This window comes from Burkholderia sp. Ap-955 (genome assembly GCF_011753045.1).
Classification (GTDB): Bacteria; Pseudomonadota; Gammaproteobacteria; order Burkholderiales; family Burkholderiaceae; genus Burkholderia; species Burkholderia lata_D.
Genome location: NZ_VWWH01000055.1, coordinates 25,726 through 48,965, shown reverse-complemented (window position 1 = coordinate 48,965; position 23,240 = coordinate 25,726). Strand labels below are relative to the sequence as shown.

The 23,240-nt window shown below is 64.6% G+C and carries 23 protein-coding genes and 1 tRNA gene; 19 read left to right on the top strand and 5 right to left on the bottom strand.

What is annotated here, in order from left to right; genetic code table 11:
• Both F3J15_RS24850 and F3J15_RS24845 read right to left on the bottom strand, forming a co-directional pair.
• A partial coding sequence (locus F3J15_RS24850) for a DUF3619 family protein (RefSeq protein WP_166894616.1) occupies positions 1–225 on the bottom strand: 225 nt, incomplete at its 3' end.
• Positions 222–785 (bottom strand): RNA polymerase sigma factor, encoded by a 564-nt coding sequence (locus F3J15_RS24845; RefSeq protein ID WP_011352714.1) that lies wholly within the window; start codon positions 783–785, stop codon positions 222–224. The genes F3J15_RS24850 and F3J15_RS24845, both read right to left, overlap by 4 nt.
• A 355-nt stretch (positions 786–1,140) precedes the next feature.
• On the opposite strand from F3J15_RS24845, the gene F3J15_RS24840 reads away from it, so the two are divergent.
• The 6 genes from F3J15_RS24840 (at position 1,141) to F3J15_RS24815 (ending at position 8,144) form a co-directional block, all read left to right on the top strand.
• Positions 1,141–2,904 (top strand): acetolactate synthase 3 catalytic subunit, encoded by a 1,764-nt coding sequence (locus F3J15_RS24840; protein ID WP_046544741.1) that lies wholly within the window; start codon positions 1,141–1,143, stop codon positions 2,902–2,904.
• Positions 2,905–3,016: 112 nt separating this feature from the next.
• A complete protein-coding gene (gene ilvN / locus F3J15_RS24835; protein WP_011352712.1) occupies positions 3,017–3,508 on the top strand; it encodes an acetolactate synthase small subunit in 492 nt (163 codons plus the stop codon).
• Positions 3,509–3,603: 95 nt separating this feature from the next.
• Positions 3,604–4,620 (top strand): ketol-acid reductoisomerase, encoded by a 1,017-nt coding sequence (gene ilvC, locus F3J15_RS24830; protein WP_039370562.1) that lies wholly within the window; start codon positions 3,604–3,606, stop codon positions 4,618–4,620.
• 127 nt (positions 4,621–4,747) lie between these two features.
• A complete protein-coding gene (locus F3J15_RS24825) occupies positions 4,748–5,392 on the top strand; it encodes a phosphatidylserine decarboxylase (protein WP_039370565.1) in 645 nt (214 codons plus the stop codon).
• Between the two features lie 15 nt (positions 5,393–5,407).
• Complete coding sequence (gene pssA, locus F3J15_RS24820; protein WP_089446117.1) at positions 5,408–6,280, top strand: CDP-diacylglycerol--serine O-phosphatidyltransferase; 873 nt, start codon at positions 5,408–5,410, stop codon at positions 6,278–6,280.
• 319 nt (positions 6,281–6,599) lie between these two features.
• Positions 6,600–8,144: a 2-isopropylmalate synthase gene (locus tag F3J15_RS24815; RefSeq protein WP_069248476.1), complete on the top strand. Its 1,545-nt coding sequence runs from the start codon at positions 6,600–6,602 to the stop codon at positions 8,142–8,144.
• An 83-nt stretch (positions 8,145–8,227) separates the two neighbouring features.
• Here the strand turns inward: F3J15_RS24815 and F3J15_RS24810 are convergent, their stop codons facing one another.
• The 3 genes from F3J15_RS24810 to F3J15_RS24800 form a co-directional block, all read right to left on the bottom strand.
• Positions 8,228–9,778 carry a SulP family inorganic anion transporter gene (locus F3J15_RS24810; RefSeq protein WP_089446116.1) on the bottom strand — a complete coding sequence of 517 codons (1,551 nt, stop codon included), beginning with the start codon at positions 9,776–9,778 and terminating at the stop codon, positions 8,228–8,230.
• 36 nt (positions 9,779–9,814) lie between these two features.
• Positions 9,815–10,456, bottom strand: coding sequence for a carbonic anhydrase (locus F3J15_RS24805; RefSeq protein WP_089446115.1), 642 nt, complete (start codon positions 10,454–10,456; stop codon positions 9,815–9,817).
• Positions 10,457–10,838: 382 nt separating this feature from the next.
• On the bottom strand, positions 10,839–11,351 hold the full coding sequence (locus F3J15_RS24800; protein WP_069248473.1) for a hypothetical protein: 513 nt from the start codon (positions 11,349–11,351) through the stop codon (positions 10,839–10,841).
• A gap of 169 nt (positions 11,352–11,520) precedes the next feature.
• On the opposite strand from F3J15_RS24800, the gene F3J15_RS24795 reads away from it, so the two are divergent.
• From F3J15_RS24795 to nuoF, 13 genes are all read left to right on the top strand, one after another.
• Positions 11,521–12,780, top strand: coding sequence for a branched-chain amino acid ABC transporter substrate-binding protein (locus F3J15_RS24795; protein WP_089446114.1), 1,260 nt, complete (start codon positions 11,521–11,523; stop codon positions 12,778–12,780).
• Positions 12,781–12,887: 107 nt separating this feature from the next.
• On the top strand, positions 12,888–13,157 hold the full coding sequence (rpsO, locus tag F3J15_RS24790; protein ID WP_006398792.1) for a 30S ribosomal protein S15: 270 nt from the start codon (positions 12,888–12,890) through the stop codon (positions 13,155–13,157).
• Between the two features lie 290 nt (positions 13,158–13,447).
• The gene (pnp, locus tag F3J15_RS24780; RefSeq protein WP_166894614.1) at positions 13,448–15,595 is read left to right on the top strand and encodes a polyribonucleotide nucleotidyltransferase; all 2,148 of its coding nucleotides are present in this window, start codon (positions 13,448–13,450) and stop codon (positions 15,593–15,595) included.
• Positions 15,596–15,741: 146 nt separating this feature from the next.
• Positions 15,742–16,761, top strand: coding sequence for an NAD(P)H-quinone oxidoreductase (locus F3J15_RS24775; RefSeq protein ID WP_089425980.1), 1,020 nt, complete (start codon positions 15,742–15,744; stop codon positions 16,759–16,761).
• 141 nt (positions 16,762–16,902) lie between these two features.
• Entirely contained in the window at positions 16,903–17,658 is a 756-nt protein-coding gene (gene tpiA / locus F3J15_RS24770) for a triose-phosphate isomerase (RefSeq protein ID WP_166894612.1), read from the top strand.
• A gap of 72 nt (positions 17,659–17,730) precedes the next feature.
• On the top strand, positions 17,731–18,114 hold the full coding sequence (gene secG, locus F3J15_RS24765; protein WP_069248469.1) for a preprotein translocase subunit SecG: 384 nt from the start codon (positions 17,731–17,733) through the stop codon (positions 18,112–18,114).
• Between the two features lie 112 nt (positions 18,115–18,226).
• Positions 18,227–18,311 (top strand) — tRNA-Leu (locus F3J15_RS24760).
• 153 nt (positions 18,312–18,464) lie between these two features.
• Positions 18,465–18,824: an NADH-quinone oxidoreductase subunit A gene (locus tag F3J15_RS24755; protein ID WP_006398798.1), complete on the top strand. Its 360-nt coding sequence runs from the start codon at positions 18,465–18,467 to the stop codon at positions 18,822–18,824.
• A 62-nt stretch (positions 18,825–18,886) separates the two neighbouring features.
• Positions 18,887–19,366: an NADH-quinone oxidoreductase subunit B gene (locus F3J15_RS24750; protein WP_006398799.1), complete on the top strand. Its 480-nt coding sequence runs from the start codon at positions 18,887–18,889 to the stop codon at positions 19,364–19,366.
• Positions 19,367–19,387: 21 nt separating this feature from the next.
• A complete protein-coding gene (locus F3J15_RS24745) occupies positions 19,388–19,990 on the top strand; it encodes an NADH-quinone oxidoreductase subunit C (protein WP_069248468.1) in 603 nt (200 codons plus the stop codon).
• 9 nt (positions 19,991–19,999) lie between these two features.
• Positions 20,000–21,253 carry an NADH-quinone oxidoreductase subunit D gene (locus F3J15_RS24740; protein ID WP_009694120.1) on the top strand — a complete coding sequence of 418 codons (1,254 nt, stop codon included), beginning with the start codon at positions 20,000–20,002 and terminating at the stop codon, positions 21,251–21,253.
• Positions 21,254–21,424: 171 nt separating this feature from the next.
• Positions 21,425–21,910 (top strand): NADH-quinone oxidoreductase subunit NuoE, encoded by a 486-nt coding sequence (gene nuoE, locus F3J15_RS24735; RefSeq protein ID WP_006750460.1) that lies wholly within the window; start codon positions 21,425–21,427, stop codon positions 21,908–21,910.
• Complete coding sequence (gene nuoF, locus F3J15_RS24730) at positions 21,907–23,217, top strand: NADH-quinone oxidoreductase subunit NuoF (protein WP_006478267.1); 1,311 nt, start codon at positions 21,907–21,909, stop codon at positions 23,215–23,217. Before nuoE ends, nuoF begins: the two co-directional genes overlap by 4 nt.
• The last annotated feature ends 23 nt before the right edge of the window (positions 23,218–23,240 follow it).

Here is a 23,240-nt window from a genome sequence, read left to right as displayed (position 1 = left end):
CGGGCGGCTCGCGGGCGCCGTGCCGTACGCACCGGCCGCGCCGGCGAAGGCCGGCACGAACACCGGCACGGTCGCGGCTTCGGGCTTCTTGCGCGCGAGCGCAGCCCGGCGGGCGACAGCCAGACGGTCGGTGGTCGCGGCTGGCAGGTCGGCCGTGCGCTCGTCCAGCGCGCGGCGCACCTTCAACGCGAATTCGTGTTCTCGATTTGCGGGAGCGGAGCTCATAGCGTGATTCCTTTGGCCTTGAGCGCGTGCGCCAGCGTGTGGGTGGCCCGTGAGCAGTGCGTCTTCACGCTGCCCTCGGAGCACCCCATTGCGGCGGCAGTCTCGGCGACATCCATATCTTCCCAATAACGCATCAGGAACGCTTCCCGTTGACGCGCCGGAAGTTTCTGGATTTCTTCGTCGATCAGGGCCAGAACCTGCTCTCGTTCGAGGCGGTGCTCGCTGCTCTCGACGCCCGCGTTGTCGTCCGCGGATTCGAGTGTTTCGAGCGGGTCGAAGTCGTCGTCGTCGCTGTTGTTCAGCGACGAGAAGAGCGTGACCCACGTGTTGCGGACTTTCTGCCGGCGGAACCAGTCGTGGATCGCGTTCTGCAGGATCCGCTGAAAAAGCAGCGGCAGCTCGGCCGCCGGCCGGTCGCCGTACTTCTCCGCAAGCTTGATCATCGCGTCCTGCACGATGTCGAGCGACGCATCGTCGTCACGCACGGCGTACGCAGCCTGCTTGAACGCGCGCCTTTCGACGCCCGCCAGAAAGTCGGCGAGTTCCTTGTCTGATGCCATTCCGTGAAGGTATGCGCTGCGGGCCGCTGCGTGGTGTAAAAGGTCGAAAAATTTCGTAAAACCCGCGGATGCTATCAAATTTTTGCGCCGCTTGGCACCGGGTTGGGCGCCGCACGTTGCGCGCGAGCCGCGGCGGCGGGGTGCCGGGCGGCGCCCATGATGCGCTGCGGGATATTTTGCTTGACGACCCAATCGCGACCCGCTATCGTCAATGATTCGCAACATGAAGTGATGGTCTCATTTGAGGCTGGCCCAAGAAGCCTGCCCTTCAAACTGGACGCGCCGCTTGAACCCGAGCCACAAGCCCGGCAGAGAGCACCCGATCAATTTTTTGCCGAAAATTCGAAAGGTCAAAATGAACATGCCCAGCGCGGAATTCTCCACGTCGGAACCCCTTTCCCCTCCCGATAGCGACTCCATCGGCGGTACCGTGCTCATGAAGGCACTGGCCGATGAAAACGTCGAATTCATCTGGGGCTACCCCGGCGGCTCGGTACTCTACATCTACGACGAGCTTTACAAGCAGGACAAGATTCAGCACGTGCTGGTGCGCCACGAACAGGCGGCCGTGCACGCAGCCGATGCGTATGCGCGTTCCACCGGCAATGTCGGCGTCTGTCTCGTGACGTCGGGCCCCGGTGTCACCAACGCGGTGACCGGCATCGCCACGGCGTACATGGATTCGATCCCGATGGTCGTGATCAGCGGCCAGGTGCCCACGGCCGCGATCGGCCAGGATGCCTTCCAGGAGTGCGACACCGTCGGCATCACGCGTCCGTGCGTGAAGCACAACTTCCTCGTGAAGGACGTGCGTGACCTCGCGGAAACCGTCAAGAAGGCGTTCTATATCGCCCGCACCGGCCGTCCGGGCCCGGTGCTGATCGACATCCCGAAGGACATCTCGAAGACGCCGTGCGAATACGAGCCCGTCAAGAGCGTGTCGCTGCGTTCGTACAACCCGGTCACGAAGGGCCATTCGGGCCAGATCCGCAAGGCCGTGTCGCTGCTGCTGACGGCGAAGCGCCCGTACATCTACACGGGTGGCGGCATCATCCTCGCCGACGCGTCGCGTGAACTGAACCAGTTCGCGGACCTGCTCGGCTACCCGGTCACGAACACGCTGATGGGCCTGGGCGGCTATCGCGCGTCGGACAAGAAATTCCTCGGCATGCTCGGCATGCACGGCACCTACGAAGCGAACATGGCGATGCAGCACTGCGACGTGCTGATCGCGATCGGTGCCCGCTTCGACGACCGCGTGATCGGCGATCCGGCGCACTTCGCGTCGCGTCCGCGCAAGATCATCCACATCGACATCGACCCGTCGTCGATCTCGAAGCGTGTGAAGGTCGACATCCCGATCGTCGGCGACGTGAAGGAAGTGCTGAAGGAGCTGATCGAGCAACTGCAGACGGCCGAGCATGGCCCCGACACCGAGGCGCTCGCGCAATGGTGGAAGGACATCGAGGGCTGGCGCTCGAAGGACTGCCTGAAATACGACCGCGAAAGCGAGATCATCAAGCCGCAGTACGTGGTGGAGAAGGCGTGGGAGCTGACGGACGGCAATGCGTTCGTGTGCTCGGACGTCGGCCAGCACCAGATGTGGGCGGCGCAGTTCTACCGTTTCAACAAGCCGCGTCGCTGGATCAACTCCGGCGGCCTCGGCACGATGGGCTTCGGCCTGCCGGCAGCGATGGGCGTCAAGATGGCGCACCCGGACGACGACGTGCTGTGCATCACGGGCGAAGGCTCGATCCAGATGTGCATCCAGGAACTGTCGACCTGCCTGCAGTACGACACGCCCGTGAAGATCATTTCGCTGAACAACCGCTATCTCGGCATGGTTCGCCAGTGGCAGCAGATCGAATACAGCAAGCGCTATTCGCATTCGTACATGGATGCGCTGCCTGATTTCGTGAAGCTCGCCGAAGCGTACGGCCATGTCGGCATGCGGATCGAAAAGACCTCGGATGTGGAGCCGGCGCTGAAGGAAGCGCTGCGCCTGAAGGACCGCACCGTGTTTCTCGACTTCCAGACCGATCCGACCGAAAACGTCTGGCCGATGGTACAGGCCGGCAAGGGCATCACCGAGATGCTGCTCGGATCGGAAGATCTGTAACGGCGCGACGCGCGCCTGAGCCCGATGCGGCCGCCTTCACGAAGGGCGGCGCGGCACGCGGCAGCGCGCGGCGCGAGTGAATCGACACGGACACATTCTGGAAGAAGCGAACATGAGACACATCATTTCCGTCCTGCTGGAGAACGAACCGGGCGCGCTGTCGCGCGTGGTCGGTCTGTTTTCCGCACGCGGCTACAACATCGAAACCTTGACGGTGGCGCCGACCGAAGACCAATCGCTGTCGCGGCTCACCATCGTTTCCATTGGCTCCGACGACGTGATCGAACAGATCACGAAGCATCTGAACCGCCTGATCGAGGTGGTGAAAGTGGTGGACCTGACCGACGGTGCACACATCGAACGCGAGCTGATGCTGATCAAGGTCCGTGCAGTGGGCAAGGAGCGCGAAGAAATGAAGCGGATGGCGGACATTTTCCGCGGCCGCATCATCGACGTGACCGAAAAGACCTACACGATCGAATTGACGGGCGCGAGCGACAAGCTCGACGCATTCATCCAGGGGCTGGACGCGGGCGCGATCCTAGAGACCGTGCGCACCGGCAGCTCCGGCATCGGACGCGGCGAGCGCATCCTGAAGGTGTGATGCCAGACAGGCACGCCGGGTGCGCCGTCATGTCCCGGCCCGCAGTACTCCATCCGAACGAATTGTTGAATTTTTGAATTAGCGAAGGAACCATCATGAACGTTTTCTACGACAAAGACGCTGACCTCTCCCTCATCAAGGGCAAGCAAGTCACGATCATCGGCTACGGCTCGCAAGGCCATGCACACGCGCTGAACCTGAAGGACAGCGGCGTGAACGTGACGGTCGGCCTGCGCAAGGGCGGCGCGTCGTGGAGCAAGGCCGAAAACGCAGGCCTGTCGGTCAAGGAAGTCGCGGAAGCGGTGAAGAGCGCCGACGTCGTGATGATGCTGCTGCCGGACGAGCAGATCGCCGACGTGTACGCGAAGGAAGTCCACGCGAACATCAAGCAGGGCGCAGCGCTGGCATTCGCGCACGGCTTCAACGTCCACTACGGTGCGGTGATCCCGCGCGCCGACCTCGACGTGATCATGATCGCGCCGAAGGCACCGGGCCACACGGTTCGCGGCACGTACTCGCAAGGTGGCGGCGTGCCGCACCTGATCGCGGTTGCGCAGAACAAGTCGGGCGCGGCGCGCGACATCGCGCTGTCGTACGCGGCAGCGAACGGCGGCGGCCGTGCGGGCATCATCGAAACCAACTTCCGTGAAGAAACCGAAACCGACCTGTTCGGCGAGCAGGCCGTGCTGTGCGGCGGTACCGTCGAGCTGATCAAGGCCGGCTTCGAGACGCTGGTCGAAGCAGGCTACGCGCCGGAAATGGCGTACTTCGAGTGCCTGCACGAACTGAAGCTGATCGTCGACCTGATCTACGAAGGCGGCATCGCGAACATGAACTACTCGATCTCGAACAACGCCGAGTACGGCGAGTACGTGACGGGCCCGCGCATCGTCACGGAAGAGACGAAGAAGGCGATGAAGCAGTGCCTGACCGACATCCAGACGGGCGAGTACGCGAAGAGCTTCATTCTCGAGAACAAGGCCGGCGCGCCGACGCTGCAGTCGCGTCGCCGCCTGACGGCAGAGCACCAGATCGAGCAAGTCGGCTCGAAGCTGCGCGCGATGATGCCGTGGATCGCGAAGAACAAGCTCGTCGACCAGTCGAAGAACTAAGCACCGCGTGCTGTTCCGGCCCCTCGAATAGAGGGCCGGTACCAAAAAGCCGCCCGAAGGCAGCAGTGCCCCGGGCGGCTTTTGCTATCCTACGGGCTTTGCAATTCACCGAACACAGAACGAATCCATGAACTATCCTCATCCGATCATCGCGCGCGAAGGCTGGCCGTTCATCGCGATTGCAGCCGTCATTGCGCTGTTGATCCATGCTGTCGGGGGCTTCGGCTTCGCGTGGCCGTTCTGGCTGCTGCTGGTCTTCGTCGTCCAGTTCTTCCGCGACCCGCAGCGTCCGATCCCGGCGCAGCCGAACGCGGTGCTGTGCCCGGCGGACGGCCGCATCGTGGCGGTCGAGACCACGCAGGACCCGTACGCGAACCGCGAAGCGCTGAAGATCAGCGTGTTCATGAATGTCTTCAACGTTCATTCGCAGCGTTCGCCGGTCGATGGCGCGATCTCCAAGGTCGAGTACTTCCCGGGTGCGTTCCTGAACGCGGCGATCGACAAGGCGTCGACCGAGAACGAGCGTAATGCGGTCGTGATCCAGACGGCGAGCGGCAAGACCGTGACCGCCGTGCAGATCGCCGGCCTCGTCGCACGCCGGATCCTCTGCTACGTGCGCGCCGGCGAACCGCTGTCGCGCGGCCAGCGCTACGGTTTCATCCGCTTCGGTTCGCGCGTCGACGTGTACCTGCCGCTCGGCAGCCGCGCGAAGGTGTCGATCGGCGAGAAGGTCTACGCGTCGTCGACGATCCTCGCCGAACTCGAACAGTAAGCGGCGGGGCGCACGATGGCCGCATTCAAACCGCGTCGGCCGCGCAACGGCGCCGGCCAGACGCCACGTCCGTTCCGCCGCAACAAGGTGATGGCGCCCGAATCGGGGCCCATCGAGAGCCGCCGCGCCGCGCGCCAGCGGTTCCTGAAGACGCGCGGCATCTACCTGCTGCCGAACGCGTTCACGACTGCCGCGCTGTTCTGCGGCTTCTTCGCGGTCGTGCAGGCGATGAACGTGCGCTTCGAGATCGCCGCGATCGCGATTTTCGTCGCGATGGTGCTCGACGGGATGGACGGGCGCGTGGCACGCATGACGCATACGCAGAGCGCGTTCGGCGAGCAGTTCGACAGCCTGTCGGACATGGTGTCGTTCGGCGTCGCGCCCGCGCTCGTGATGTACGAGTGGGTGCTGAAGGATCTCGGCCGCTGGGGGTGGCTCGCCGCGTTCGTGTACTGCTCGGGCGCCGCGCTGCGCCTCGCGCGCTTCAATACGAACATCGGCGTCGTCGACAAGCGATTCTTCCAGGGGCTGCCGAGCCCGGCCGCCGCCGCGCTGATCGCGGGCTTCGTGTGGCTCGCCACCGACAACCGCGTGCCGTTGAAGCTCGGCTGGCTGCCGTGGGTCGCGTTCGTGCTGACGATCTACGCGGGCGTGACGATGGTGTCGAACGCGCCGTTCTACAGCGGCAAGGCGCTCGACGTGCGGCACCGCGTGCCGTTCGCGGCGATCCTGCTGGTCGTCGTCGCGTTCGTGCTCGTCTCGTCCGATCCGCCGCTGATGCTGTTCTGCCTGTTCGTGCTGTACGGGCTGTCCGGCTACGTGTTCTGGGGCTACATGGCCATCCGCGGGCGCGCGAATCCGGCGCGCTCGTCGCAGCGCGATCACTGACGCACGCGCATTCTGTGCCCGGAAACGGCGGCCTCGGGGCCGCCGTTTTCATTTGTCCCCGGTTCGGCCCGTGCGGCCGGAAACCCGGGGTGCCGTCCGATTGCGCACCCAACGGAATGCCGCTATAGTCTTCGGCATGACTGCATTTTCCCGCCTCTCCCTCCTTCTAGCCGGTGCGCCGCTACGCGCGCTAGCTTTGGCGCGCCTGCCGCGCTGACCGTTCTCGCCCCCCGTCAAGCCTCGTCTGTTGTTGAGCGTCGCCAGCGGTGGCGCGATCTCGTTACGTTTGACTTCCGTATAAAGAGCCCTGGAGCCCCCCATGACAGACAAGCTGATCATTTTCGATACGACGTTGCGTGACGGCGAACAATCGCCCGGTGCGTCGATGACGAAGGAAGAGAAAATCCGCATTGCGAAGCACCTCGAGCGGATGAAGGTCGACGTGATCGAGGCCGGCTTCGCGGCCAGCTCGAACGGCGATTTCGACGCGATCCATACGATCGCCGGTCTCATAAAGGACAGCACGATCTGCTCGCTGGCGCGCGCCAACGACAAGGACATCCAGCGTGCGGCCGACGCGCTGAAGCCGGCCGAGAGCTTCCGGATCCACACGTTCATCGCGACGTCGCCGCTGCACATGGAGAAGAAGCTGCGGATGACGCCCGACCAGGTGTTCGAGCAGGCCCGCCTCGCCGTGCGCTTCGCACGCAAGTTCACCGACAACGTCGAATTCTCGCCGGAGGACGGCAGCCGCTCCGACATGGATTTCCTGTGCCGCGTGCTGGAAGCCGTGATCGCCGAAGGTGCGACGACGATCAACATCGCCGACACGGTCGGCTACGGCGTGCCGGAGCTGTACGGCAACCTCGTGAAGACGCTGCGCGAACGCATCCCGAACTCGGACAAGGCGATCTTCTCGGTGCACTGCCACAACGACCTCGGGATGGCGGTGGCGAACTCGCTCGCCGGCGTGAAGATCGGCGGCGCACGTCAGATCGAGTGCACGATCAACGGTCTCGGCGAGCGCGCGGGCAACACGTCGCTCGAAGAAATCGTGATGGCCGTGAAGACGCGCAAGGACTACTTCGGCCTCGACGTCGGCATCGACACGACGCAGATCGTGCCGACGTCGAAGCTCGTGTCGCAGATCACCGGCTTCGTCGTGCAGCCGAACAAGGCGGTGGTCGGCGCGAACGCGTTCGCGCACGCGTCGGGCATTCACCAGGACGGCGTGCTGAAGGCGCGCGACACCTACGAGATCATGCGCGCGGAAGACGTGGGCTGGACCGCGAACAAGATCGTGCTCGGCAAGCTGTCGGGCCGTAACGCGTTCAAGCAGCGCCTGCAGGAGCTCGGCGTGGCGCTCGACAGCGAGAGCGAACTCAATGCCGCGTTCATGCGCTTCAAGGATCTGGCCGACCGCAAGGCCGAGATCTTCGACGAAGACATCATCGCGATCGTGTCCGAGGAGTCGGCGCTCGCGCACGAGCAGGAGCACTTCAAGTTCGTGTCGCTGTCGCAGCACTCGGAAACGGGCGAGCAGCCGCACGCGAAGGTCGTGTTCGGGGTCGAGGGCAAGGAAGTGACCGGCGAGGCGCGCGGCAACGGTCCGGTCGATGCGACGTTCAATGCGATCGAGAGCGAAGTCGGCAGCGGTTCCGAGCTGCTGCTGTACTCGGTGAACGCGATCACGACCGGCACGCAGGCGCAGGGCGAAGTGACCGTCCGTCTGTCGAAGAGCGGGCGGATCGTCAACGGGGTCGGCACCGATCCGGACATCGTCGCCGCATCCGCGAAGGCGTACATCTCCGCACTGAACAAGCTGCATTCGAAGGACGACAAGGTCAATCCGCAGCGTTCATAAGCGCAGCGCGCTGCGCATCACCGAAACGCCCCTTGCGGCCCTGCGCCGCCGGGGCGTTTTTCATTCACCTACTCATCCACCGCTCATTCGGCGGCCGGCGCACGGAACAGCCAGCGACGCGCGGCCGTGCGCGGCGCCGGGCTGCGCCGCCGGAACTCGACCGCGATGCCGCGTCGCGGTGCATCGGCGACGAACGCGTCGAGCAGCTCGAGCACGTCGTGATCGATGTAGTCGGCACGCGTCGCGTCGATGATCACCGCGGCCCGGTCGGGAATGTGCCGCAGGTGATGCTTGACCTGCACCTTGCCGAGAAACGACACGTCCTTGCGGAACGACAGCAGGAAGTGGTCGTCGTGCTGCGCGAGCGTGACGGGACTCTTCAGGTTCGCGACGGCGACCGCCAGCACGCTGCAGGCAAGGCCGAGCGCGATGCCGAACAGCAGGTCGACCGCGAGCACGCCGGCAATCGTCGCGGCGAACGGCACGAATGCGGCCGGCCCCTGTTTCATCACCGAGCGGAACAGCGCCGGTTTCGCGAGCTTGAAGCCGGTGTGGATCAGGATCGCGGCCAGGCTCGCGAGCGGGATCAGGTTGATCAGGCCGGTGAGCGCGAACACGCTCGCGAGCAGCAGCATCCCGTGCACGATCGCCGACATCCGGCTTTGCGCGCCTGCATTGACGTTCACCGAGCTGCGCACGATCACCGACGTGATCGGCAGCCCGCCGACCGCGCCGGCGACGAGGTTGCCGACGCCCTGGGCCTTGAGCTCGCGGTCGGGCTGGGTCGGGCGGCGCTTCGGGTCGATCTGCTCGACGGCTTCGAGGCTCAGCAGCGTCTCGAGGCTTGCGACGACCGCAAGCGTGATCGCGACGCGCCACACGTCCGGATTGACCAGCTGCGCGAAGTTCGGGCCGAGCTCCGCATGCTTGAGCGACGCCGCGAAGGCCGCGAACGATCCGAGTTCGGGCAGCGTCACGCGATGGGCGGCGCCCGGCGCAACGGACGGCGCGACGACGCTCAGCACGAGCGTGGCGCCGATCCCCAGCACGACCACCGCAAGCGGGGCCGGCACCGAGCGCACCAGCGCGAAGCGGCGTAGCGCGGGCGTATCCCATGCGACCAGCAGCGCCAGCGAGGCGAGCGCGATGGCCGTCGCGGCCCACGCGACCGGCAGGCCCGGCCAATTCGCGAACGATTGCGCGGCCGAGCCGCCGATACCGAAGGCGAACGGAATCTGCTTCACGATCAGCAGGAGGCCGATCGCGGCGAGCATGCCCTTGATGACGGGCGACGGCACATAGGCGGCGAAACGGCCGGCGCGCAGCATGCCGAACCCGAACTGCAGTACGCCGGACAGCAGCACCGCGAGCAGGAACGCGGAGAAGCTGCCGAGTTGCGCGATGCCTTCGACGACGATCACGACGAGACCGGCGGCCGGCCCGCTGACGGACAGCGACGAGCCGCTCAGCAACGCGACGACGATGCCGCCGACGATGCCGGACACGAGCCCGGCGAACGGTTCGACGCCGGATGCATTGGCGATGCCGAGACACAGCGGCAGCGCGACGAGGAACACGACGACGCCGGCGACGATGTCGCGCGGCAGGGTGGACAGGCGCTCGTTCAGTTTCATGGTTGGGGCGATTTCATTGGCTTGGGGCGGGGTAGGTCAGCCGAGCGCACCGGCCGTCGCGGCCTGCACGGGTTCGACGTCGACGGACGGGGTGGTGTAGCCGGAATCGAGTTCCTGCAGGCGGCCGTCGGCGAGCGAAAAGATCCAGCCGTGCACGAGCGGCGGCCGTTCGCGGCCCTGCACGATCGGGGACGCGCGCAGCAGCCGCACCTGTTCGAGCACGTTGAGTTCGGCGAGGCGGTCGGCGGCGGCGGTGTCGTCGAGCCCGTCCAGCGCGTCGCGGTGGCGCCGCGCGAGCGCGCACAGCGGCGCGATGCGGCGTGCGACGTGCGGCAGGTCGGACGGCGGCGGCAGTAGCGACGCGCGTACGCCGCCGCATCCGTAGTGCCCGCACACGATCACGTGGTCGACCTGCAGCACGCGCACCGCGTACTCGAGGACGCTGGCGGAATTGTCGTCGTCGGGATGGAACAGGTTCGCGATGTTGCGATGGACGAACAGCTCGCCGGGCGCGCAGTGCGTGATGGTCTCGGCCGGCACGCGGCTGTCGGCGCAGCCGATCCACAGCACGCGCGGGTTCTGTCCGCGCGCGAGCGCGTCGAAGAAGCCGGGCGTGTATTCACGCGTTTCGCGGGCCCAGGCGATGTTGGCAACCAGCATGCTCTTGGGGCGATTCATGAGGACTCCTTTGTGATAAAGGCAAACGAATATCGGCAAAAATGTCGCAATGGCATTCTTTCTAAATTGAAAGGTTGGTTTTCGACTGATATTAGGGGTATGCCCTAGCACTTCGGGGGTACTGAAACAAATTGTTTCAAATTGATTTGGCGTAGTGCATTGCGTGCACCAATTCGCCGCATGCCATGCACTGCGCATGCTTGTTTCCGCGCAAAGGCCCGCATGACGGGGATGTCAGCGAGTTGCCATCGGAATGTCATTGATCGGAAAAGATTTCCGTCGCATTTTCCGAATTAATCGGGAAGCGGAAAAAAGGAAATGGCCATTCACGCAATGATTCGTGAATGGCCATGCTGAATATTGCGCGTAAATGCGTAATCGGTCAGAACAGGTTGCGGCGGTCGGGGTCGTGCAGCGGGTCGGGCGTTTTCTGCGTGATGCGCAGGATGCCCTGCGGATCGAAGTAGAAGCTGTACATCATGTACCAGACGTTGTCCTCGAGATACCGGTAGGTCCACACCTCGCGCTTCATCAGCGGGAAATAGGACGTCTCGACGGGGCGTCCGAAGTTCACGAGGACATCGGTCTTCGTCCACTTGCCGATCTCTGCGCGATAGAACTCGTTCGGTTGCAGGACCTGACGCACATTGACGATCTTGTGGGCCGCGTCGACGTCGGCCGCGATGGTGATTTCGCCCATCGGCTGGGTCGGCCACATCAGGCGCTTGCCGCCGCCGGGCAGGTCGTAGATCTCGCGCGGCGGGCCCATGCGTGCGACGATCGCCGACTCGTCCTGGCCGGCCTGGTATTGCTGCCACGGTTGCGCGCAACCGGCCAGCAGCGCGGCGGCGCTGGCGACCAGCACCGGCAGGCGCGCGGAAATGCGAATGCGCATGGGGGTTCTCCAGAACACGGAAACAAGTCTCGTTTTATCACGGACGGCATGCGACCGCGCATCGCGCAGAAAAAATCGGTGCGGATCGCCGGGCGCGTCGCGCTTGCGGGCGGCGGGGGCGCCAGCCTATGATCCGCGCTTCTCGGGCAGATTGAAGGGCAGGTGGCCGATGCAGGGGTGGAAGCGGTGCGCGCTCGCGCTGAGCGCGGGGTGGATGCTGGTGTCGTCCGCGTTTGCCGGCGGCGAGCCGGTGCGGATCGCGCTGATCGAAGGGATGTCGGGCCCGTTCGCGAATGCGGGCGCGGCGGTCGAGCGCAACCTGCGCTTCGGCGTCGAGCAGGTCAACGCGGCGGGCGGCGTCAAGCTGCGCGACGGTGCGCATCCGCTCGAACTCGTCGTGCTCGACAGCAAGGGCAGCCCCGAGGAGGCGCTCGTGCAGTTGCGTGCGGCCGCGGACCGTCATATCGGGTTCGTCACGCAGGGCAACAGCTCGGCCGTCGCGGCCGCGCTCGTCGCGGCGCTCGACAAGCTGAACGCGCGCGATCCGGACAACCGGATGCTGTTCCTCAACTATTCGGCCGACGATCCGGCGCTGACCGGCGCGCGCTGCAGTTTCTGGCATTTCCGCTTCGATGCGCACGCGGGCATGCGGATGGCCGCGCTTGCGGACGTGATGGCGCGCGACCGCGCGCTCCACAAGGTCTACCTGCTGAACCAGGACTACAGCTTCGGCCGCGACGTCAGCACGCTCGCCCGGCAGGCGCTGGCCGCGCGGCGCCCGGACGTGACGATTGCCGGCGATGAATTCCACCCGATCGGCCGGATCAAGGACTTCTCGCCGTACATCGCGAAGATCCGTGCGAGCGGCGCCGACGCCGTCGTGACCGGCAACTGGGGCAACGACCTCACGCTGCTCGTGAAGGCGGCGCGCGAGCAGGGGCTGAATGCGAAGTTCTATACCTTCTACGGCAACAGCCTCGGCGCGCCGGCGGCGCTCGGCGATGCCGGTGTCGGGCGCGTCGTGGCCGTGGCGGACTGGCACCCGAACGCGGGCGGCGCGAAATCGGATGCGTTCTACCGCGCGTTCCGGAGCCGTTTTCCGGCTGCCCAGGACGACTATCCGGTGCGGCGGATGAGCCTGATGATCGAGATGCTGGCCGCCGCGATGAATCGCGCAGGGTCGGCCGACCCCGTCGCGGTCGCGCGCGCGCTCGAGGGCCTGTCGTTCGACGACGGCTTCCACGCATCGAAGATGCGCGCGCAGGATCACCAGCTGATCCAGCCCCTTTACGTGATGGAGATGGACAAGGTCGGCACGCCGGGCGTGCGCTTCGACAACGAGGGTTCGGGCTATGGGTTCCGGACGGTGCTCGCGGTACCGGCGCCGCGCACGGAGATGCCGTCTACCTGCTCGATGACGCGCCCGTGACAGGAGGCGGTAAGAACGGCGTGGAGTTGTGCTACAATGCGCGCCGGTTGTAAGTCACGGCACGGCCATTCTTCCGTGTCCGCCTGTTCAGTTAGAAAGGAAATCACATGTCTGTTGCAGATATCAAGAAGTCGGAAGTTGTTGCTCAGTTCGCCCGCGGTACCAACGACACTGGGTCGCCCGAAGTCCAGGTCGCACTGCTGACCGCACGTATCGTCGAACTGACGGGTCACTTCAAGACCCACGCGAAGGATCACCACAGCCGCCGCGGCCTGCTGCGCATGGTGAGCCGCCGCCGCAAGCTGCTCGACTACCTCAAGGGCAAGGATGCCGACCGTTACCGCGCACTGATCGAGAAGCTGGGTCTGCGTAAGTAATCGAGGCGATTGCCGCCAGCAAGATGCCTGTGTCAGTGCGCTGATACAGGCATTTTGTTTTTGCGCGGTGCGTAGCGTCACGCGCACCGCAGGCTGTCCGGCACGGTTGTGCGGGACTGCCGCAACGACTGATACCGGGGCAGGATTTGTGTCATTCCAGCGCGTCGCTGTACGAGCGCCGCGCTGGAATGGCATAAAAAACACACCTTGCTCCGGGTGATTCGGTCGGGACGCCGCCGCGCGGGATGGCCGGCGCGGCGAATGAAATGCATGAATTCAAAGGAGCAACCATGTCCATGTTCAACAAGGTCATGAAGGAATTCCAGTGGGGCCAGCACAAGGTGCGCCTCGAAACCGGTGAAGTCGCTCGCCAGGCAAGCGGCGCCGTGATCGTCGACGTCGAAGACACCGTCGTGCTGGCAACCGTCGTCGGCGCGAAGTCGGCGAAGCCGGGTCAGGATTTCTTCCCGCTGACCGTCGACTACCTCGAGAAGACCTACTCGGCCGGCAAGATCCCGGGCGGCTTCTTCCGTCGCGAAGGCCGTCCGTCGGAACACGAGACGCTGACGTCGCGCCTGATTGACCGTCCGCTGCGCCCGCTGTTCCCGGAAGGCTTCTACAACGAAGTCCAGGTCGTGATCCACGTGCTGTCCGTGAACCCGGAAATCCCGGCGGACATCCCCGCGCTGATCGGCGCATCGGCTGCGCTCGCCGTGTCGGGCCTGCCGTTCAACGGCCCGGTCGGTGCCGCACGCGTGGCCTACATCGACAACGCGTACGTGCTGAATCCGACGCGTGACCAGATCAAGGCGTCGAGCCTCGACCTCGTCGTCGCAGGTACGGAACGTGCCGTGCTGATGGTCGAATCGGAAGCCGACCAGCTGTCGGAAGAAGTGATGCTGGGCGCCGTGGTGTTCGGCCACGAGCAAATGCAGGTCGCGATCGACGCGATCCACGAACTGGTCCGCGAAGGCGGCAAGCCCGAGTGGGACTGGCAGCCGGCGCCGAAGAACGAAGCGCTGATCGCGCGCGTGACCGAGCTGGCACAGAACGACCTGCTCGCTGCTTACCAGCTCCGCGACAAGCAGGCACGCTCGACGAAGCTGAAGGAAGTCTACGCGGCAACCTCGGCGAAGCTCGAGGAAGATGCGCTGGCAGCCGGTACGGTCGCAGCCGACAAGGCAACGGTCGGCAACGTGCTGTTCGACATCGAGGCGAAGATCGTCCGTTCGCAGATCCTGAACGGCGAGCCGCGCATCGACGGCCGTGACACGCGCACCGTGCGCCCGATCGAAATCCGCACGGGCGTGCTGCCGCGTACCCACGGCTCGGCGCTGTTCACGCGCGGCGAGACGCAGGCGCTGGTCGTCGCGACGCTCGGCACGAAGGGTGACGAGCAGATCATCGACGCGCTCGAAGGCGAGTACCGCGAGCGCTTCATGCTCCATTACAACATGCCCCCGTTCGCGACCGGCGAAACGGGCCGCGTCGGCTCGCCGAAGCGCCGCGAAATCGGCCACGGCCGCCTCGCGAAGCGTGCACTGGTCAAGTGCCTGCCGAGCGCCGACGAATTCGGCTACTCGATCCGCGTCGTGTCGGAAATCACCGAATCGAACGGTTCGTCGTCGATGGCATCGGTGTGCGGCGGCTGCCTCGCGCTGATGGACGCCGGCGTGCCGATGAAGGCGCACGTCGCGGGTATCGCGATGGGCCTGATCCTCGAAGGCAACAAGTTCGCGGTGCTGACCGACATTCTTGGCGACGAAGATCACCTCGGCGACATGGACTTCAAGGTGGCCGGCACGGAGCAAGGCGTGACGGCACTGCAGATGGACATCAAGATCCAGGGCATCACGAAGGAAATCATGCAGGTCGCGCTCGCGCAGGCGAAGGAAGGCCGCATGCACATCCTCGGCAAGATGACGTCGGCGGTTTCGGGTGCGAACACGCAACTGTCGGAATTCGCGCCGCGCATGATCACGATCAAGATCAACCCGGAAAAGATCCGCGACGTGATCGGCAAGGGCGGTTCGGTGATCCGCGCGCTGACGGAAGAAACCGGCACGACCATCGACATCTCCGACGACGGCGTCGTGACGATCGCGAGCACGAACAGCGACGGCATGGCCGAAGCGAAGAAGCGCATCGAGCAGATCACGGCCGAGATCGAAGTCGGCCAGGTGTACGAAGGCACGGTTCTGAAGCTGCTCGATTTCGGCGCGATCGTGAACCTGCTGCCGGGCAAGGATGGCCTGCTGCACATCTCGGAAATCGTCAACGAGCGTGTGAAGGACATCAACGACTACCTGAAGGAAGGCCAGCAAGTGAAGGTCAAGGTCATCCAGACGGACGAAAAGGGTCGCGTACGTCTGTCGGCAAAGGCGCTGCTGAACGAAGCAGCGGCGGCGTCGCAGTCGGACACGCCGCCGCAGCAATAAGCGGATAGGCGGACCAACGGCCGGCAGTGCGAAAGCGTGCCGGCCGTTTTTTCTGTAGCATCGTTGTGCGGCGCAGCAGCGCCGGCCAGGCGCCCGTGCCGCGTGCGGGCGCGCCATCCGATTCCGATCCTGGAGCGACCCTCACCATGAAAGCCATCGAAATCACCGAGTTCGGCGCCCCCGACGTGCTGAAGCTTGCGGAGCGTCCGCGCCCCGAACCGAAGCGCGGCGAAGTGCTGATCAAGGTGGCGGCTTCCGGCGTGAACCGGCCCGACGTGTTCCAGCGCAAGGGTGCGTATGCGCCGCCGCCGGGTGCGTCGGATTTGCCGGGCCTCGAGGTCGCGGGCGAGATCGTCGGCGGCGACCTGTCGGACGCCGCTCAGAACCCGTTCGGCCTGAAGCTCGGCGATCGCGTGTGTGCGCTGCTCGCGGGCGGCGGCTATGCGGAATATGCGGTCGCGCCGCTGCTGCAATGCCTGCCGGTGCCCGACGGGCTCACCGATATCGAGGCCGCGTCGCTGCCCGAGACGTTTTTCACGGTGTGGAGCAACGTGTTCGACCGCGCGCAGCTCGGCGCGGGCGAGGGCGGCGAGCAGGAAACGCTGCTCGTGCAGGGCGGCTCGAGCGGCATCGGCGTGACGGCGATCCAGATCGCGCATGCGCTCGGCTTTCGCGTGTTCGCGACGGCCGGTACTGCCGACAAGTGCCGCGCATGCGAGGCGCTCGGCGCGGAGCGTGCGATCAACTACAAGACGGAAGACTTCGTCGAGGTCGTGAAGTCGCTGACGCACGATCGCGGCGTCGACGTGATCCTCGACATGGTGGCCGGCTCGTACGTGCCGCGCGAACTGTCCGCGCTCGCGGATGGGGGCCGCCTCGTGCTGATCGCGCTGCTCGGCGGCGCGAAGGCCGACGTCAACCTGGGCGAGATCCTGCGTCGCCGGCTGACCATCACGGGTTCGACGCTGCGCCCGCGTCCGGTCGAGTTCAAGGCGCAGATCGCCGCGCAGCTGAAGGCGCGCGTGTGGCCGCTGCTTGCCGACGGCCGCATCAAGCCGGTGATCTATCGCGTGTTGCCGGCGGCGGACGCCGCACAGGCACATGCGCTGATGGAAAGCAGCGAGCACACCGGCAAGATCGTGCTCGATTGGGGTACGAACGCCTGACGGCCCGCGTGGCCGGGCTTGACATGCGCGGTTTGACCGGTTCAAGCCGCGCGCAGTAAAATCGCCGGTTTGCTTCGCCAGATCAAACCTGACGGCCGGTTTCCGGCGCGTTAATGACCAAGCGGTGACGAGACAGACACGATGTCGAAACAGAGAACTAAGCGTGTGATCGGCAACTGGAAGATGCACGGCCGGCTGGCCGGCAACCAGGCATTGCTGAACGAAGTGGTGCAGGGCGTGGGCGCGGTGGCGGCCGAAACGTCGGTCGGCGTGTGCGTGCCGTTCCCGTATCTCGCGCAGGTTCAGGCGCAGCTCGACGGCGGCCGTGTCGCCTGGGGCGCGCAGGACGTGTCGGCGCACGAGCAGGGCGCGTTCACCGGTGAAGTGGCTGCTGCGATGGTCGCGGAGTTCGGCGCACGCTATGCGATCGTCGGTCACTCGGAGCGCCGCGCGTATCACGGCGAACGCAACGAGACGGTCGCGGCGAAGACGCAACGCGCGCTCGCAGCGGGGCTCACGCCTGTCGTATGCGTCGGCGAGACGCTCGACGAGCGTGAGTCGGGCGCGACCGAGCAGGTGGTCGGTGCGCAGCTCGACGCAGTACTGGCCGTGCTGACGGCCGACGAGGCCGCGCGGATCGTCGTCGCATACGAGCCGGTCTGGGCGATCGGCACGGGCAAGAGCGCGACGTCGGCGCAGGCACAGGACGTGCACGCGTTCCTGCGAGCGCGTCTCGCGGCAAAGGGTGCGGCGGACGTGTCCGTGCTGTACGGCGGCAGCGTGAAGCCGGACAACGCGGAAGAGCTGTTTGCGCAGCCGGACATCGACGGTGGCCTGATCGGCGGCGCGTCGCTGAAGGCGGAAGATTTCCTGGCGATCTGCCGGGCCGCGCGCTGAGCGGTCCGAGATCGAATTGAACCATGACGGCGGCCGGTCGGTCCGGTCGCCTGATCCATTCGGGTGGGTGTGATGCTGTTATTCAAGACGCTGATTATTGTGGTGCAGGTGCTGTCTGCACTTGGTGTGATTGGTCTCGTGCTGTTGCAGCACGGCAAGGGCGCCGACATGGGCGCTGCGTTCGGCAGCGGCGCGTCGGGCAGCCTGTTCGGTGCAACGGGCTCGGCGAACTTCCTGTCGCGTACGACGGGCATTCTCGCGACGATCTTCTTTGTCGCGACGCTCGCGCTGACGTATCTCGGTTCGTACAAGTCGACGCCGTCGGCGGGCGTGCTGGGTGGGGTGGCGACCGCACCGGCGCCGGCATCGGCAGCTGCAGCATCGGCACCGGCTGTCGCGGCATCCGCAGCAGCAGGTTCGGCCGCAAGCGCGCCGGGCCAGGACGTCCCGAAATAAAAAGTTCAAATTTTTGCGTTTGTGCGTTGAACAATTCTGGAAGTCAGGTTAGAATTTAATTCTTGAAGCGATTCGCGGGAAACAAGTAGTTACAACCCCGGTTGCATGCAGTGCCGACGTGGTGAAATTGGTAGACACGCTATCTTGAGGGGGTAGTGGCGAAAGCTGTGCGAGTTCGAGTCTCGCCGTCGGCACCAAAGTTACTCAATGCCAGCCGCTTCTAGTGGCTGGCATTTTTCATTTCTGGGGTGTGCTTGCGGTTGTCTTGCGATCGCCTGCACTCCGAAATGATTCCTTCCGCCGGAAGTGGTATTCTCCGGACGCTCAGAACCAACCGATAGAGGATTGCCTTGAACCTCGCAGCCTATTACCCCGTCTTGTTGTTCCTCCTCGTGGGCACTGGTTTAGGTATAGCGCTGGTCAGCATCGGCAAGCTCCTTGGTCCCAACAAGCCGGACGTCGAGAAGAACGCACCGTACGAGTGCGGCTTCGAAGCCTTTGAAGACGCCCGGATGAAATTCGACGTCCGGTACTACCTCGTCGCCATCCTGTTCATCATCTTCGATCTCGAAACCGCATTCCTGTTTCCGTGGGGCGTCGCGCTCCGGGACATCGGCTGGCCGGGTTTCATCGCAATGATGATTTTTCTGCTCGAATTCCTGCTGGGCTTTGCCTATATCTGGAAGAAAGGCGGCCTCGACTGGGAGTGATGGGTTAATCGCCGGTTTGCATGGGCGGCCACGCTCGGTCGCTCGTCTGGAGTGGAAAGCAAATGAGTATCGAAGGGGTCTTGAAGGAAGGGTTTGTCACCACGACGGCTGACAAGCTGATCAACTGGACGCGTACCGGCTCACTGTGGCCGATGACGTTCGGGCTCGCGTGTTGCGCCGTCGAAATGATGCATGCGGGCGCGGCCCGTTACGACCTGGACCGGTTCGGCGTCGTGTTTCGCCCGAGCCCGCGCCAGTCGGACGTGATGATCGTCGCCGGCACGCTCTGCAACAAGATGGCGCCCGCGCTGCGTCGCGTGTACGACCAGATGGCCGAGCCGCGCTGGGTGATCTCGATGGGGTCGTGCGCGAACGGCGGTGGCTACTACCACTACTCGTACTCGGTGGTCCGTGGCTGCGACCGGATCGTGCCGGTCGACGTCTATGTGCCGGGCTGTCCGCCCACGGCCGAGGCGCTGGTCTATGGCGTGATCCAGCTTCAGGCGAAGATCCGCCGTACCAATACCATCGCCCGTCAATAAAGCCCCGAGCGTCCCCTCAATATGGCAAGCAAAATCGAGACCCTCAAGGCAAACCTCGAAGCCGCGCTCGGCGCGCGCGTGGTGAGCCTCACCGAAGCGATCGGTGAACTGACGCTCGTCGTGAAGGCGAGCGATTACCTCGAAGTCGCAAAGATGCTGCGCGACGATCCGAAGCTCCGTTTCGAGCAACTGATCGACCTGTGCGGCGTCGACTACCAGACCTTCGGTGACGGTGCCTACGACGGCCCGCGCTTCGCGGCCGTGTCGCACCTGCTGTCGGTCACGAACAACTGGCGCCTGCGCCTGCGCGTATTCGCGCCGGACGACGACCTGCCGATCGTGGCGTCGCTGGTCGACATCTGGACCTCCGCGAACTGGTATGAGCGCGAAGCATTCGACCTGTACGGCATCGTGTTCGAAGGCCACCCCGACCTGCGCCGCATCCTCACCGACTACGGCTTCATCGGCCACCCGTTCCGCAAGGATTTCCCGGTGTCGGGCTATGTCGAAATGCGTTACGACCCGGAAGAAAAGCGGGTCGTGTACCAGCCGGTGACGATCGAGCCGCGCGAAATCACGCCGCGCGTGATCCGCGAGGATCGCTATGGCGGTCTGAAACATTAAGGGGGCGTCATGGCAGAAATCAAGAACTACACGCTCAACTTCGGCCCGCAGCACCCGGCAGCGCACGGCGTGCTGCGCCTCGTGCTCGAGCTCGACGGCGAAGTCATCCAGCGTGCCGATCCGCACATCGGCCTGCTGCACCGCGCGACGGAAAAGCTCGCGGAATCCAAAACGTTCATCCAGTCCGTGCCGTACATGGACCGTCTCGACTACGTGTCGATGATGGTCAACGAGCACGGCTACGTGCTCGCGATCGAAAAGCTGCTCGGCATCGACGTGCCGGAGCGCGCGCAATACATCCGCGTGCTGTTCGACGAAATCACGCGCGTGCTGAACCACCTGATGTGGATCGGCGCGCACGCGCTCGACGTCGGCGCGATGGCCGTGTTCCTGTACGCGTTCCGCGAGCGTGAAGACCTGATGGACGTGTACGAAGCGGTGTCCGGTGCCCGGATGCACGCGGCGTACTACCGTCCGGGCGGCGTCTATCGCGACCTGCCTGACGCAATGCCGCAATACAAGGCGTCGAAGATTCGCAACGAGAAGGCGCTCGCGAAGATGAACGAAGCGCGCAGCGGCTCGGTGCTCGACTTCATCGACGACTTCTTCACGCGCTTCCCGAAGTGCGTCGACGAATACGAAACGCTGCTCACCGACAACCGGATCTGGAAACAGCGTCTGGTCGGGATCGGCGTGGTCAGCCCGGAGCGTGCGCTGCAGATGGGCCTGACGGGCCCGATGCTGCGCGGCTCGGGTATCGCCTGGGATCTGCGCAAGAAGCAGCCCTACGAAGTGTACGATCGCCTCGATTTCGACGTGCCGGTCGGCGTGAACGGCGATTGCTACGACCGCTATCTGGTGCGCGTCGAGGAAATGCGCCAGTCGATCCGCATCGCGAAACAGTGTATTGAGTGGCTCCGCAAGAATCCGGGCCCGGTGATGACGGACAATCACAAGGTTGCCCCGCCGTCGCGCGTCGGCATGAAGACCAACATGGAAGACTTGATTCACCACTTCAAGCTCTTCACCGAAGGTTTCCATGTACCGGAAGGCGAAGCGTACGCGGCGGTCGAGCATCCGAAGGGTGAGTTCGGCATCTACCTCGTGTCGGATGGTGCCAACAAGCCGTATCGCCTCAAGATTCGCGCACCGGGTTTCGCGCACTTGGCGTCGCTCGACGAAATGGCGCGCGGTCACATGATCGCCGACGCCGTCACGATCATCGGTACGCAGGACATCGTGTTCGGCGAAATCGATCGCTAATGGTTAGCGCCGCCCGCGCGAGCGGGCGGCGAGCAGCAAGTCACACGCGATGCGCGCTGAACCGGCGCAGCTTCGCAAGCTGTCAACAGTGAGCGCCAGGTCTGCCGTCCATGCACCCCAGTGTGCGGCAGGTTGTTCGTTCGGTAGGAATTGAAAGAGTCGTGTCTGAAAATGATCTCAGCTGAAGGCCTGAAGGAAATCGATCGAGCGTTGACGAAGTATCCCGCCGATCAGAAACAGTCCGCCGTGATGTCGGCGTTGGCCGTGGCTCAAGAAGAGCACGGCTGGCTGTCGCCCGAACTGATGCAGTTCGTCGCGGACTATCTCGGCATGCCGGCCGTTGCCGTGCAGGAAGTCGCGACGTTCTACACGATGTACGAGCTCAACCCGGTCGGCAAGCACAAGATCACGCTCTGCACGAACCTGCCGTGCCAGCTCGGCCCGGACGGTGGCGCGGAAGCGACTGCCGACTACCTGAAACAGAAGCTGGGCATCGGCTTCGGCGAGACCACGCCCGACGGCAAGTTCACGCTGAAGGAAGGCGAATGCATGGGCTCGTGCGGCGATGCGCCGGTGCTGCTGGTGAACAATCACAGAATGTGCAGCTTCATGAGCCGCGAGAAGATCGACCAGCTGCTTGAGGAGCTCTCGAAATGACGTCCCTCCACGACCGTCACATCAAACCGCTGATCCTCGCCGGTCTGAACGGCGAGAACTGGCACCTCGAAGATTACGTTGCGCGCGGCGGCTACAAGCAGCTGCGCCGCATTCTCGAAGAAAAGATTCCGCCCGAGCAGGTGATCGCCGACGTCAAGGCGTCGGGCCTGCGTGGCCGTGGCGGTGCGGGCTTCCCGACCGGCCTGAAGTGGAGCTTCATGCCGCGCCAGTTCCCGGGGCAGAAGTACCTCGTCTGCAACTCGGACGAAGGCGAGCCGGGCACGTTCAAGGATCGCGACATCCTGCGCTGGAACCCGCACGCGCTGATCGAAGGCATGGCCATCGGCGCGTACGCGATGGGCATCACCGTCGGCTACAACTACATCCACGGCGAAATCTTCGAAGTGTATCGACGCTTCGAAGCCGCGCTCGATGAAGCGCGCGCAGCCGGGTTCCTCGGCGACAACATCATGGGCTCGGAATTCTCGTTCCAGCTGCACGCGCACCACGGTTACGGCGCGTACATCTGCGGCGAAGAAACGGCGCTGCTCGAGTCGCTCGAAGGCAAGAAGGGCCAGCCGCGCTTCAAGCCGCCGTTCCCGGCGAGCTTCGGCGTGTACGGCAAGCCCACCACGATCAACAACACCGAGACGTTCGCCGCGGTGCCGTTCCTGCTGTCCATCGGGCCGCAGAATTACCTCGAGATCGGCAAGCCGAACAACGGCGGCACGAAGATTTTCTCGGTGTCGGGCGACGTCGAGCGTCCGGGCAACTACGAAGTGCCGCTCGGCACGCCGTTCGCGACGCTGATGGAGCTCGCCGGCGGGATGCGCGGCGGCAAGAAGATCAAGGCCGTGATTCCGGGCGGTTCGTCGGCGCCGGTGATCCCGGGCGACATCATGATGCAGACGGATCTCGACTACGATTCGATCGCGAAGGCGGGCTCGATGCTCGGTTCCGGCGCGGTGATCGTGATGGACGAGACGCGCTGCATGGTGCGCTCGCTGCTGCGCCTGTCGTACTTCTACTACGAGGAATCGTGCGGCCAGTGCACGCCGTGCCGTGAAGGCACCGGCTGGCTGTATCGCGTCGTGAACCGTATCGAGCACGGCGAAGGCCGCCAGGAAGATCTGGACCTGCTGAACTCGGTTGCCGAGAACATCATGGGTCGCACGATCTGCGCACTCGGCGATGCGGCGGCGATGCCGGTACGCGGGATGCTCAAGCACTACTGGGACGAATTCGCGTACCACGTCGAGCACAAGCACTGCATGGTCGGCGGCCACGCGCACGCGGCGGCAGCCTGAAGCGTACCCGGTTGCGGAATTTG

Bases quoted from the DNA above. Each gene is read 5' to 3' on its own strand.
- F3J15_RS24845 (WP_011352714.1), bottom strand. From the start codon at position 785: ATGGCATCAGACAAGGAACTCGCCGACTTTCTGGCGGGCGTCGAAAGG.
- F3J15_RS24840 (WP_046544741.1), top strand. From the start codon at position 1,141: ATGAACATGCCCAGCGCGGAATTCTCCACGTCGGAACCCCTTTCCCCT.
- ilvN (WP_011352712.1), top strand. From the start codon at position 3,017: ATGAGACACATCATTTCCGTCCTGCTGGAGAACGAACCGGGCGCGCTG.
- ilvC (WP_039370562.1), top strand. From the start codon at position 3,604: ATGAACGTTTTCTACGACAAAGACGCTGACCTCTCCCTCATCAAGGGC.
- F3J15_RS24825 (WP_039370565.1), top strand. From the start codon at position 4,748: ATGAACTATCCTCATCCGATCATCGCGCGCGAAGGCTGGCCGTTCATC.
- pssA (WP_089446117.1), top strand. From the start codon at position 5,408: ATGGCCGCATTCAAACCGCGTCGGCCGCGCAACGGCGCCGGCCAGACG.
- F3J15_RS24815 (WP_069248476.1), top strand. From the start codon at position 6,600: ATGACAGACAAGCTGATCATTTTCGATACGACGTTGCGTGACGGCGAA.
- F3J15_RS24810 (WP_089446116.1), bottom strand. From the start codon at position 9,778: ATGAAACTGAACGAGCGCCTGTCCACCCTGCCGCGCGACATCGTCGCC.
- F3J15_RS24805 (WP_089446115.1), bottom strand. From the start codon at position 10,456: ATGAATCGCCCCAAGAGCATGCTGGTTGCCAACATCGCCTGGGCCCGC.
- F3J15_RS24800 (WP_069248473.1), bottom strand. From the start codon at position 11,351: ATGCGCATTCGCATTTCCGCGCGCCTGCCGGTGCTGGTCGCCAGCGCC.
- F3J15_RS24795 (WP_089446114.1), top strand. From the start codon at position 11,521: ATGCAGGGGTGGAAGCGGTGCGCGCTCGCGCTGAGCGCGGGGTGGATG.
- rpsO (WP_006398792.1), top strand. From the start codon at position 12,888: ATGTCTGTTGCAGATATCAAGAAGTCGGAAGTTGTTGCTCAGTTCGCC.
- pnp (WP_166894614.1), top strand. From the start codon at position 13,448: ATGTCCATGTTCAACAAGGTCATGAAGGAATTCCAGTGGGGCCAGCAC.
- F3J15_RS24775 (WP_089425980.1), top strand. From the start codon at position 15,742: ATGAAAGCCATCGAAATCACCGAGTTCGGCGCCCCCGACGTGCTGAAG.
- tpiA (WP_166894612.1), top strand. From the start codon at position 16,903: ATGTCGAAACAGAGAACTAAGCGTGTGATCGGCAACTGGAAGATGCAC.
- secG (WP_069248469.1), top strand. From the start codon at position 17,731: ATGCTGTTATTCAAGACGCTGATTATTGTGGTGCAGGTGCTGTCTGCA.
- F3J15_RS24750 (WP_006398799.1), top strand. From the start codon at position 18,887: ATGAGTATCGAAGGGGTCTTGAAGGAAGGGTTTGTCACCACGACGGCT.
- F3J15_RS24745 (WP_069248468.1), top strand. From the start codon at position 19,388: ATGGCAAGCAAAATCGAGACCCTCAAGGCAAACCTCGAAGCCGCGCTC.
- F3J15_RS24740 (WP_009694120.1), top strand. From the start codon at position 20,000: ATGGCAGAAATCAAGAACTACACGCTCAACTTCGGCCCGCAGCACCCG.
- nuoE (WP_006750460.1), top strand. From the start codon at position 21,425: ATGATCTCAGCTGAAGGCCTGAAGGAAATCGATCGAGCGTTGACGAAG.
- nuoF (WP_006478267.1), top strand. From the start codon at position 21,907: ATGACGTCCCTCCACGACCGTCACATCAAACCGCTGATCCTCGCCGGT.